Source organism: Nostoc sp., from assembly GCF_036916975.1.
Classification (GTDB): domain Bacteria; phylum Cyanobacteriota; class Cyanobacteriia; order Cyanobacteriales; family Nostocaceae; genus Nostoc.
This window is the reverse complement of the sequence record NZ_JBALFF010000046.1, coordinates 66,697-78,740: the sequence shown is the minus strand read 5'-3', so window position 1 is coordinate 78,740 and position 12,044 is coordinate 66,697. Positions and strand designations below refer to the sequence as shown.

Sequence of the window (12,044 nt, the reverse complement as noted above, 5' to 3'; positions counted from 1 at the left end):
GTACTATTCTAATGAATTTAATAATCTTAACGGGACTAGGGTAAACTGTTTTGTGGAGAGCGACTGATATAAATCGTATAGGATTTACGCAGAGATTCCCCTCTACCCCCCAACATTCCTGAGCGAAAGCTTCGTGAACTAGGGGGGACTTCTTAATCTCTCTTTTGAGTGGAAGATGAAATCACATTCTTTGAATCTGAGTGGGTTATTTCTGGCTGATTAATCCTACGTTTTGTGAAAAATTTGGTAAATTTTCAGTATTAATTAGTCAGTGGTAATTCTAAAAATAGCTGGCAACTAATGATTGAACAAATTACCGATTACACGTATTTTAATATCAAAACTGTTTAAAAAGTAGAAATATATAGCTACTTAAAATAAACAGTAAAAGATATTTTCTTGCTGAGTGCATACTACCTAGCAAGGGAGAGCCAAGATGAAAGCCAAACTTTTAAATCTTCTCACAGTTTGCGTAGTTACCTTAGTAGTGCTTTCTCCAGGAGTAGTAGTATTTGGCATAGTTTGGGAGCGACATTTGGAGTTAGTAAAATCCCAGAATTTAGCCTGCGAACTCAACAAGACTAGTAGAGATGCTCCTATCTTGGCTCCCCGGACAGAGGGTACACATTCCCCTCAGACTAGCATCCAATCCTCTGCTCGTAATGTGATTCATCAAATGCTGACTGTTGCTGAACAATATAAATTTGCCACAATCTTACAATGGTTCTTCTTGCTAACCCCTATTTGTGTTGGGTTAGGGATTCTTTTTTACGACAGATATCTTGTTCATCGTGCAGCTGTTTTAAAAGAACAAGTTGAAATGTTGGAAAGGCTGTGGCAGCACAGTATCGAACAGTAACTAATTCACAACTCACTAAAATCAAGAAGCTTACTATGTCAGAACAACGCCAACAACTGTATTTTAACTTAATTGATGAACTACTGAAATGTCCTAATGGTCAAGAACCACAAGTTTTGGAAAGTAAACCAGAATTGATTGATTCTGGGTTTGTAGAAACAATGTTACAAGTAGCAACTATGTTTGCCCATGAAGGTAATCAAGATGGTGCTAAGTTCTTATTTTTTGTAGCGCGTGAGCTTGCTAAAGAATTGGGTTTATACCCGGAAGTTTCCAATCCTGAAGTTGCCAACCCTGAAGCCGCAAATAAGGAGTAAAAATGCTGTTGACTTCAACGGATGCAGGGCAAATAGCTTTAGAACTGCTGATGGCAGATTGGAATATTTCAGAAGAGAATCGGGAGTGGTTTACAATCTTTAACTCTCGTCTGATTGGCGAGAGTTGGTACACTGTAGAATTAGGTGTAGAAGGATTTCCTGATAGATGGTTTATTCAAGTATATGACAATGGAGTGTGCGATCCAAACTACACATTTATATCGCCAATCCGTGGTTATGAAAGATTTACGGACTTTGGAAATGTGCCAGATATTGTAGCAGAAGTCTTAGTTTGCGAACGGAATGCTCGATAATAATTAAGAAAATAAAATTTAGAATTCAATATTAAGATGTGCTAGGGAAATACATTTTATTTGAATTCATAATTTTTGATATTAGAGTATTTGGGTGCATCTTACCTTTGCAAATATCCCTGCCGATAAAATCTTTGTTTGGTGTTGCTTTGTCGCCCTGCAATAAATTGCGGGCTAATAGCTAAAGTGCGTTGAAACGCACTAAACTTAAACAAATTAAAATTGATTTGGACTGATGAGTTAGATTCTCTATTAATTTGCCAACAGTCTTATTCTATTCGTCAATGCTAGGGGTATTAAATAATTCGTAATTCGTAATTCGTAATTCGTAATTACGTTTTGTGACGTTCGCGGAGCGTCTCGTAGAGAAGAGTGCTGTTGTGGGGACGGTTTCCGACTCGCATTACAACGTGCGATTTAGATTGAGGCGTTCAATTCGCGCTGCCCTTCAAAGGCTAGGACTTAAACCCCCAAAGTTTGTTAAAATCAATACTTTGATAAAGAGCTTTTGGTACATACATCGGCTCTTATGGGCGAAAAAACTAATGATATCAGGCTAATTAAAACCACATCCCTTGTAATGCCCTGAGCAAGCCCTTGGCTGGGCTTGGTTTCTCTTAGACTAATGACTAATGACTAATGACTCTGGCGTTGCGGTTTGATATTTAAATATAAAAATGCTTTAGGCAAATCTGAGGTAATACTAAACAATGTATGCCTCTTTTTTTTGTAATATTTAATATTTTATTCAAGCCTGTTAGGCTATTTTGTCATATTTTATTGATAAAATTATGTTATATTAAATAGCGTGATGGACGCTACAGAAACATCAGTTACAATGATTGCTGAAGATATCTTAGCTAAAGAATTCACAAGAGTCCTCAACGACTACTACCCAAAAGTTGGAGAATTAGTAGACGGGTGTTATGTGAAAGTGATCACCTGTTTTTGGGGACGGCCTGCTAGACGCTTGCAATATATAGGAATTTATTGCTCTGACGAAATGATTTCCTGTGTGCAAGCCCACAAAGAAATACTCAGAGAAGTAGCAGACAACATGGGTCTAATACAGGTAGTCTGCATGAATGCCAAGCGATTGTTGCGCGATCCGATGTCGAAGGTCAAACACAATAACCCACGTCTATGGTTGGAGTTACAGTGGGTTGCAAATTAGTGTTTGATCGCATTAATTGAGAGGAGTGAAGGTGTTTGTAGTGCGGACTTTAGTCCTCAAATATTTAAGCACGCTTAGTGCTTACTACGAACCTATCGAGTACTAAAATAGCCAGCACAAAGTATTAACGCAAGTAATGAAAACTGGAATTTTCTGCAATTACGATAATCATCACCAAGATGCTCATCGTGCCATCTTTGAGCAAGTCACGCTAGTAAAACAGGCAGAGAGTTTAGGTTTTGAGTCAGCCTGGGTGAGTGAGCATCATTTTAGTGAATCCAATCTCAGCCCCTCCATGTTGCTGTTAATGGCACACTTGGCAGGGCTGACTTCAACTATCCAATTAGGCACTGCGGCGGTGTTATTGCCATTCCATAACCCGATTCGGGTAGCGGAAGATATCGCCACTCTGGATAACCTGTGCAATGGACGATTATTATTTGGGATTGCCAAAGGCGGTCCATTCCCTCAACAAAACAAGCATTTTGCGACACTCCCAAGTGAATCCCGTCCCAAGATGCTAGAGGCGATCGCACTGATTCACAAGCTGTTATATGAAACTGATGTATCATTTAATGGGCAATATTTTCAATGCGATCGCTTGACAATTTACCCAAAACCATTGCAGAGTCAAATACCAGTGTATGTTGCCACTGGCGGTGATGATGGTATCGAGTTTGCTGCTAAACATTCCTTTAGCTTGATGGGTGGGCCGCCATTCTCCCTAGAGAGATTGAAGGATACTGTTACTAAATATCGAGCCTTAAATTCTAGTGGTGCGGAAAACTTCGTGTTGGCACGCTTTTTTTATGTTGGCAAAACATTTGATGAGGCTGTGAGTGAAGCGTTACCTTTCGTTCGCCAATTTAGCCAGAAAATGAAAGCTAATTCCGCCCAATTATTGCAGAATAGTGCGAATACCAACCAAAAACCATTCGATCGCACAAACATTTGTTTCGATGAAGATTATTTGATTGAGAACTCAATTATCGGTGATGTGGAGACTTGTCGAGACAAAATCAAGAAATTTCAGGACGAATTAAATTTAGGTACGTTAGCACTCAAACCCTCGTCTTCGGATATGCAAAAAAACTTGGAGAGTTTGACGCGCTACAACCAAGAGGTGCGAAATTATGTCTTCTAAACTATACCTGCTTCCTCCCGATGATTTACCTCCCACTGAGGTAACGAAACAGGATGGAATGCTGCAAATGGAGCTAGAACAGTCTACAGCTAGATGCTTTTATCTAGCGTGCGATCGCATTACGCGAGTCTTATTATCTAATTGTCAGTGGTATGTCACAACAAACGCTACTATCTTAACATTAATTATTGACTGCCCTGACTTAGTAGCTTACTGGCATATAGTCAGCAATATTGCCCAGTTGGGTAATAGGTTAGAGCGGTTTGCTAGCAATGGCAAAATCCGCGTTTATCCGCCATTTGGCAAGGGGATGCCATTTGAAATCAGCGTAAATGAAATATCAGCTTATCGAGATTGGCTTTGAGGTAAATAGAAACTGGGAATCACACGAAATATAGCTGTTTTACACCCTGTACTCCTAAAGTGCAGGGTGTTGCAATTTTTATTTCTTCTTCAATAAACCTACTTCCAGTTTTTATTAACCCAGAGAGGGATTTCGTAAGTCAGTGACTTAATTTGATAGGTTTTATTTTAAACGCAGAGGTACGCAAGGGAAAGCGCAGAGGGGCGCTGAGTTTTTATTATAACAATATAGTTAGCCACGCATACCAATTTTCTAAGCCAGCACCAGTAGTTGCAGAAACCTGAAAAATCTGAATTTGGGGATTTACTTGTTTAGCATATTCTATGCACTTTTGCACATCAAAATCTACATAAGGTAGCAAATCGATTTTCGTGAGAATCATAACATCACTAGCACGGAATATATGCGGATATTTTAGCGGCTTATCTTCTCCCTCTGTGACGGAGAGAATTACTACTTTTGCGTTTTCTCCTAAATCAAATAAGGCTGGACAAACCAAATTTCCGACATTTTCAATCATTACAAGTGAGTCTAATGGCGGATTCAGTTGTTGTAAACCCCTGTCTATCATTGAGGCATCTAAATGACAGCCTGTTCCGGTGTTGATTTGGATGACTTTAGAACCTGTTTCTTTAATTTTTTTGGCATCATTAGCAGTTTCTTGGTCGCCTTCAATGACACTAATAGATAATTGATGTTTTAAATCATTGATGGTTCGCGTTAAGAGAGTTGTTTTACCGGCACCGGGAGAACTCATTAAATTTAAGGCGAGAATATTTCGACCTTTAAACCATCCCCGATTTTGAGCAGCTATTAAGTTATTCTTTGCTAATATATTTTGTTCTAAGGATATTGTTGTATTATGTATTTTGGCATGAACTTGAGACGCTTCTATATGAGTATCATGACTGTGGGAATGAGTGATGATACTCCCATCTGGTAAAGTGTGAGTATGATGATGGGTATTATGTTCAGTTTGACCTGTTTCTAGATTGATAATTTTGGTTTCACCATCATCAGAACAACCGCAGGTTACACACATAATTACTCTATTTCTATTTCTTTAATTTTCAGTTCTTCACCAGTAATTAAATCTAATCGCCCGCTTCCACAGTTACAGATACCAAATGGTTTATCTAAAGAAATTTCTGCACCGCATTGGCGACATCGCCCTAAGCCAGGAATTTCTAAAATTTCTAATGTCGCCCCTTCTAAAACTGTACCTTGAGTACAAATATCAAAACAAAATTGGATTGCGTCGGGCATAATGGCAGAAAGTTTGCCAATTTCTAATAAAACTCGCTGCACTTTTGCGCCTTTGGCGTGTTCAGTCACAATTGCCACAATATTTTGGGTAATTCCAAGTTCGTGCATACTATAAAATCTATTAACAAATTCGTGGCAATTGGTCGCCTACTAACATATCAACAATCCTTTCAGCGCCAAAAACTGTTTTTAACAATACGATACCTGGGGGTGAAGGTATAACTTCGCCAATAATACAAGCATCTTTACCTGCTGGGTGTAATTTCATAGCTGATAAAATATTGTTAGCATTCTCTTTTGGAGCCACCACAACTAACTTACCTTCATTAGCTAAATATAATGGGTCTAAACCGAGTATTTCGCAAACTCCGTTGACTTCTTCGCGCACTGGGATAGATTTTTCAAAGAGACGGATTCCTACATTGGAAGTAAGGGCAAATTCATTTAGTACTGTGGCTAAACCACCGCGTGTAGCATCTCGCATAGCATGAACTTGAGGACATACATGGAGAATAGTTTCTACTAAACTATGCAACGGCTGACAGTCACTTTCAATATTAGTATCTAAGGCTAATTCCCCACGAGCAATTAAAATTGCTGTCCCATGATTGCCTATTTCACCATTAATTATTATTGCATCTCCAGGTTTAATATTGTGGGCGGAAATACTAATTCCTCGCGGGATGATACCAATACCGGCAGTATTAATAAAGAGTTTATCGGCAGCACCACGATGTACAACTTTTGTGTCACCAGTGACTATTTGAACACTAGCTTTTTTTGCGGCTGCTTTCATACTGGCTGCAACACGGCGCAAGGTTTCTACTGGTAATCCTTCTTCTAAAATTACGCTACAAGTTAGATATAAAGGTTTAGCACCGCTAACAGCTAAATCATTAACTGTGCCGTTTATAGCTAATTCTCCTATATCACTACCGGGGAAAAATAAAGGGTCTACAACATAAGAATCTGTTGTAAATGCGAGTCTGTCTCCTTGTTGGAGGAGAGGGGTTAGGTTGAAGCTGGCTTGGTCTTCTAGTTGTGAGAGAATGGGGTTATCAAAATTGCTGAGAAAGATATCGTTTATTAAATCACGCATGGCTTTACCACCGCTACCATGTGCGAGAGTTATATGAGTGTCTTGCACTTTATTTTGGCGACGGCGGGTTTGTTCGATTGTTTTAAATAGGGGGTTTTTTATGGAGTTTTGGGGGGAAATATTCATACTTTTTTTAAACGCAAAGGAACGCAGAGGGAAGCGCAGAGGTTCGCGGAGTATTTAGTCTGAGGAGAAGCCGCAGGCGGGGAGAGGTTCTTGAGTTATTTTTGGTTTTTGGGTGATTGTTCTTTTGGCAATGGTGGAGAGTCGTCCATATTTGTAATAGGCTGCACAAGCGCCTTCGGAAGATACCATGCAAGTACCGATTGGTGTTTCTGGTGTGCAGGCTGTACCGAATACTTTACACTCCCAAGGCTTTAAGACTCCTTTGAGAATTTCTCCACATTTACAAGCTTTATGGTCGGCTATTTTGAGGTTAGGAATGGTAAATTTAAGTTCGGCATCAAATTGGGCATATTCAGGTTGAATTTGTAATCCTGAATAGGGGATATCACCTAAACCGCGCCAATCAAAACTATCTCGGATGGCGAAAACTTTATTTATGGCTTGCAGGGCTACTGTGTTTCCGCTTTTTTGGACAATTCGATTATATTGGTTTTCGACTTCACAACGATTTTCTAGTAGCTGTTGCAATAGCATCCAAATTGATTGGAGAATATCTAAGGGTTCAAATCCTGAGACGACTATCGGCTTATTATATTGTTGGGAAATAAATTGATATGGGTCTGTGCCAATTACCATGCTGACATGACCAGGGCCAACAAATCCATCTAGTTGTAAGTCGGGATTATCTAATAGGGCTTTCAGGGCGGGAATCACAAGAACGTGATTACAAAACATACTAAAGTTAGGAATTTTTTCGGCTGCTGCTTGCAGAATCGTGAAGGCGGTGCTGGGGGCTGTGGTTTCAAAGCCTAAGGCGAAGAAGACAATTTCTTTGTGGGGGTTATCTCTGGCAATTTGCAAGCTATCTAGGGGAGAATATACCATACGGATGTCTGCACCTTCTGCCCTGGCTTGCAGTAAGGTGGTTTTGGAACCGGGAACTCGCATTGCGTCGCCAAAGGTGGCAAAAATAACGTTATGATTTTGGGAGATTGCGATCGCATCATCTAATCTCCCTTTTGGCATAACGCATACTGGACAACCAGGCCCATGAATTAGTTCAATGGTTTGGGGTAAAATTTCTTCGATTCCGTATTTAAATATAGAATGGGTATGCCCGCCGCATACTTCCATGATTTTGATGGGTTTTTCTAACCGATTGCATAATTTGGCGATTTCGCAGCGTATAGCTTCAGCTTTTTCAGGTTCGCGGAATTCGTCAACGTATTTCATAGGGATTGAGAAATAGTTTTTGGATATCAGTTAATTTGGCTTTCTTTATGGGGTGTTTTTTTATGAACCGCAAAGAAAGAAAGAAATTAGAATCTTTTTTTTCGCCTCTGCGTAAGACAAAAAATATTATTTAAGTACTAATCCCTGCTTGTGCTGCTGCTAGTTCTTGAAATAGTTGTAATGTTTCTGCCGCTTCTTGTTCGTTAATTCGATTCATGGCAAAGCCAACATGTACTAGCACCCAATCACCAATACAAGCTTCGGGAGGATGTTGTTCATCTACGATACAAGCAATATTTACTTCGCGCTTAACACCACCAATGTTAACTATGGCTAATTTATGGTTAACGTTGCTAATTTCTACAATTTGTCCGGGAATTCCTAAGCACATTTTTTTATTTGTTAAGATAAACGAACCGCAGAGGCGCAGAGAGCGCAGAGAGAATTGTTTGTGAGGAAAAGTCTGTCAAATATCAAGACTCATGTATTAATTGTGCGGCTGCAATAACTGCTTGTCCTAAAGATAACCCGCCGTCATTAGCTGGAACTAAGCTGTGAGTAAGTACTTTTATCCCTAATGTTTCTAATCGTTTGGTAACTTGCTCTAACAATATACGATTTTGAAATACCCCTCCTGTTAGGGCTACCTGAGAAATCAGATTTTTTTGAGAAAGATGTTTAACCATTTGCACAATTGCATTCGCTAAACCTTGGTGAAATTTGGCAGCCATAACTGGTTGAGGAATCTGCCGCTGTAAGTCATCGAGCAAGGCTTGCCACATTGGACGCGTATCTATATAATAAATCCTATCTGAAAAGCTAAAGTTAAAAGGATAGATTAGCGTTTCTTCATGATTATTTAAGCTGCTAATATCTACTATAGCTTCCATTGCGATCGCAGCTTGCCCTTCATAGCTACATTCATCTCTATAAATACCGATAGCCGCAGCCACCGCATCGAACAACCGCCCCACGGAAGATGCTGGAGGAGAGTTAATTCTTTTTTCTATAAGTTGATTGAGTAGTTTAAGTGGCTTGTCATCTAAAAATTTTACAATTTCTAAATCAGCATACTGTTGTTGGCAATCATTCCAAAGGTTAGCAGCTATTAATTGGGCGTAGCTATTACGCCAAGGCTGATAAATTGCTTGTTCTCCACCAATCATTGCTACTGGTTTAAATGTTGCTAATCGCTGAAATTTCCGATAATCTGCTAAAAGAAATTCTCCGCCCCAGAGTGTACCATCATCACCGTAACCTAAACCATCTAAAGCAATACCTAATACCGGAGGCGAATCTAAAGGAATCCCATTTTCTACCATGCAAGCGGCGATATGGGCGTGATGATGTTGGATTTGATGAATTTTGATTTGATTGGTATCTGCAAGTTGTTTACCAAGTTTGCTTGATAGATACTCAGGATGTTTATCAATAGCGATTACTTCTGGTTTATGCTCAAATAAATTTAAGTATAAATTCAAAGTTTCTTCGTAAGCATTGAAAGCCGCAGCATTTTCTAAATCTCCCAGATGTTGAGAGATAATGGCTTCTCCTTCACGCAATAAGCAAAAGGTATTTTTTAACTCACTACCCATCGCTAAAATTTGCGGTACATTTTCAAATCCTGATGGTAAACTAATTGCTGCTGGTGCATATCCTCTAGCACGGCGAATTATTTGGACTTTATCGCCGATAACACGCACAACAGAATCATCTACCCGATTAATAATCTCTCGATTGTGAAAGAGAAAATAATCAGCGATTGTCCCTAATTTTTCTCTTGCTTCGTCATTATCAATACATTGTGGTTCATCGGCAAGATTACCACTTGTTAAAACAATTGGGCGATTCATCCGCCGCAAAATTAAATGATGTAAGGGTGTATAAGGTAGCATGAAACCAAGGGTATTTTGCCCCGATGCTATCGATGCTGCTACTACTTTTTTACCTGTCGCTGGTAGCAAAACAATTGGTGCAGCAGAACTTGTCAATAATTCTTTTTCTTTGGCGTTGACACTGCAATATTCTTCAATTACCTCAATATCTCGCGCCATTAAAGCAAAGGGTTTATGATAACGCTTTTTGCGCTGACGCAGTTTTTGTACAACGGTTTCCTGTGTTGCGTCGCAAGCGATATGAATCCCACCTAAGCCCTTAATTGCGACAATCTCACCCTTTTGCAACAAGGTACAAACAGCATCGACATCATCCAACATCGAGAACATGGAAGCAGTAACCGATTTCCCATCAGCGCGTTCTAACCAAGCTGAAGGGCCGCAAGCATGACAAGCTATAGGTTGGGCGTGAAAACGGCGGTTTTCGACATCGTGGTATTCCTTTGCACATTCTGGACACATAACAAACGCAGACATACTGGTATTGCATCTGTCGTAAGGAATCGCACGAATAATACTCAGGCGGGGGCCGCAATTAGTACAGTTAGTAAAGGGGTAACGATAAAAGCGGCTAAAAGGGTCGAATATTTCTTGTTGACATTGCAAACAAATGGCTGCATCAGGGGCAATTTCTGTTTTAATGGCATTACTAACACTAGTAGAAATCACAAAATTATCAAATTTAAATTCACCTTTATAAGGAGTTCTAATTAATTGATTAATTTTTGCCAACAGTGGACATTCTGTTTGCAATCTGGCAACAAATTTGGTTATTGCTTCCTCACTACCAGATACCCGAATTAATACACCTTCACCATCATTACAAACATCTCCATGCAAACCGCAGGCTTTAGCAAGACGATATACAGTAGGGCGAAATCCTACTCCCTGAACAGTACCACTAACTCTAATTTCTTCAGTCGCCATATAAATCTGACTTTCAAAAATTACGAATTACGTTCGCGTAGCGTGCCGGAGGCTCTATTACGAATTACGAATTACTAAACTGCCATAACAATATTCGGTTATTTCCAGAATCAGCAATGACTGCTGTTTTGCCACAAATTTTTATGCCGTAACACCAATTTAAGCTATCTCGTTTTGGCAGTCCGAAATTACGATTTTCACCTTTACTTTGAAAATTTATTTGTCCTGCTAACCCATCTGCCGCCGCACCTTGCAGTGATAAAATTGATTCTGGCTTTCTCCATCCTAACAAACGGGAATTAGCAGTATCTGCAACTACTAACCAATCCCCAGCCACCCCCACACCATAAGGCATACTCAAACTACTGGCACTAGGATAATAAACTCCTTGATTCATTTCCACAAAATCAAAGCTTTTTTGTCCTAAAACGACTGCACAAGGAGTATTATTTTCTGTGGGTATTCCCTGCCAAATCATTAGCCGATGATTACCTGCATCGCTGACAACCAAATTGTCTCCCCAAAAGGTGATATCGTGACACCAACGCATACTCGCTGCGGTTGCAGAACTACCGCCGTTTTCATTGCGAGATATCATATCCGGTTGTCCCAAAACTACATCAGCCGATTGACCATTTTCTGTTGGTAATTGATGCCAAATTAATACTCTTCGATTACCAGTGTCAGAAATAAATAGCCGTCCTTGATGATAAAAAACACCATAAGGCCAGTGCATTGTACTAGCAGATGCTGCTTGATTTCCTCGATTTGGTTCATTATCGGTAAAATTAATTTGCCCTAACACCAAATCTGCTGGAACATTGTTATCTTCTGGTAATTTTTTCCAAATCAAAACCCGATGATTCCAAGCATCTGCTACAGCTAATCCTTCGCCGCAACCACAAATCCCTGTTGGTACACTTAAAGTTGCCCTTCCTGGTGTACTTTTAGCATTTTGTCCTTCATGATAAAAGTCAGGTTGTCCAATTACCCAATCAGCAGGTTGACTATCTCTGGTGGGTAAATTCTGCCATCCCAATAATCGATGATGTCCTGTATCTGATACCCATAATGGGCCTGTTTCTAATAATAGACAAGCAGCACGAGGCCCGAACATTGTTGTGGGACTCGGTGCTACAGGTATCACTAATTGTTGTGGTTCAATAATAGTACCTAAAATTACCTCTACACCTTGAGGTGATAGAGGTAAATGCTGAGAAATTTCTGTTGCTTCTAGCGGTAATTGTGATTTTGGATTAATTTTGATTGGGATATCCATGAACCGCAGATAGACGCTAATAATTATTTAAAATCATTAATGTTAAT

General features: G+C 39.7%; 13 protein-coding genes. 6 read left to right on the top strand and 7 right to left on the bottom strand.

Annotation, left to right across the window (positions count from 1 at the left end; genetic code table 11):
• Positions 1 to 436 precede the first annotated feature (436 nt).
• The 6 genes from V7K73_RS10695 (at position 437) to V7K73_RS10670 (ending at position 4,172) form a co-directional block, all read left to right on the top strand.
• Positions 437 to 859 (top strand): hypothetical protein, encoded by a 423-nt coding sequence (locus V7K73_RS10695; protein WP_334879706.1) that lies wholly within the window; start codon positions 437 to 439, stop codon positions 857 to 859.
• A 35-nt stretch (positions 860 to 894) separates the two neighbouring features.
• Complete coding sequence (locus V7K73_RS10690) at positions 895 to 1,176, top strand: hypothetical protein (RefSeq protein WP_334879704.1); 282 nt, start codon at positions 895 to 897, stop codon at positions 1,174 to 1,176.
• Positions 1,177 to 1,178: 2 nt separating this feature from the next.
• Complete coding sequence (locus V7K73_RS10685) at positions 1,179 to 1,490, top strand: hypothetical protein (protein ID WP_334879702.1); 312 nt, start codon at positions 1,179 to 1,181, stop codon at positions 1,488 to 1,490.
• A gap of 811 nt (positions 1,491 to 2,301) precedes the next feature.
• Positions 2,302 to 2,664, top strand: a complete 363-nt coding sequence (locus tag V7K73_RS10680) for a hypothetical protein (protein WP_334879700.1) — start codon at positions 2,302 to 2,304, stop codon at positions 2,662 to 2,664.
• Between the two features lie 136 nt (positions 2,665 to 2,800).
• Positions 2,801 to 3,808 carry an LLM class flavin-dependent oxidoreductase gene (locus V7K73_RS10675; protein ID WP_334879698.1) on the top strand — a complete coding sequence of 336 codons (1,008 nt, stop codon included), beginning with the start codon at positions 2,801 to 2,803 and terminating at the stop codon, positions 3,806 to 3,808.
• Positions 3,798 to 4,172, top strand: a complete 375-nt coding sequence (locus V7K73_RS10670) for a hypothetical protein (protein WP_334879696.1) — start codon at positions 3,798 to 3,800, stop codon at positions 4,170 to 4,172. The genes V7K73_RS10675 and V7K73_RS10670 overlap by 11 nt, the downstream gene beginning before the upstream one ends.
• A gap of 217 nt (positions 4,173 to 4,389) precedes the next feature.
• Here the strand turns inward: V7K73_RS10670 and hypB are convergent, their stop codons facing one another.
• The 7 genes from hypB to V7K73_RS10635 all read right to left on the bottom strand — a co-directional run bounded on the left by hypB (position 4,390) and on the right by V7K73_RS10635 (position 11,997).
• The gene (hypB, locus tag V7K73_RS10665) at positions 4,390 to 5,214 is read right to left on the bottom strand and encodes a hydrogenase nickel incorporation protein HypB (protein WP_334879694.1); all 825 of its coding nucleotides are present in this window, start codon (positions 5,212 to 5,214) and stop codon (positions 4,390 to 4,392) included.
• A 2-nt stretch (positions 5,215 to 5,216) separates the two neighbouring features.
• Positions 5,217 to 5,546: a hydrogenase maturation nickel metallochaperone HypA gene (hypA, locus tag V7K73_RS10660; protein ID WP_334879692.1), complete on the bottom strand. Its 330-nt coding sequence runs from the start codon at positions 5,544 to 5,546 to the stop codon at positions 5,217 to 5,219.
• A 13-nt stretch (positions 5,547 to 5,559) separates the two neighbouring features.
• The gene (gene hypE, locus V7K73_RS10655) at positions 5,560 to 6,663 is read right to left on the bottom strand and encodes a hydrogenase expression/formation protein HypE (protein WP_334879690.1); all 1,104 of its coding nucleotides are present in this window, start codon (positions 6,661 to 6,663) and stop codon (positions 5,560 to 5,562) included.
• A 54-nt stretch (positions 6,664 to 6,717) separates the two neighbouring features.
• Positions 6,718 to 7,896 (bottom strand): hydrogenase formation protein HypD, encoded by a 1,179-nt coding sequence (gene hypD / locus V7K73_RS10650; RefSeq protein WP_334879688.1) that lies wholly within the window; start codon positions 7,894 to 7,896, stop codon positions 6,718 to 6,720.
• 130 nt (positions 7,897 to 8,026) lie between these two features.
• A complete protein-coding gene (locus tag V7K73_RS10645) occupies positions 8,027 to 8,287 on the bottom strand; it encodes a HypC/HybG/HupF family hydrogenase formation chaperone (protein ID WP_334879686.1) in 261 nt (86 codons plus the stop codon).
• 82 nt (positions 8,288 to 8,369) lie between these two features.
• A complete protein-coding gene (gene hypF / locus V7K73_RS10640) occupies positions 8,370 to 10,718 on the bottom strand; it encodes a carbamoyltransferase HypF (protein WP_334879684.1) in 2,349 nt (782 codons plus the stop codon).
• 64 nt (positions 10,719 to 10,782) lie between these two features.
• A complete protein-coding gene (locus tag V7K73_RS10635; protein ID WP_334879682.1) occupies positions 10,783 to 11,997 on the bottom strand; it encodes a hypothetical protein in 1,215 nt (404 codons plus the stop codon).
• Positions 11,998 to 12,044 lie beyond the last annotated feature (47 nt).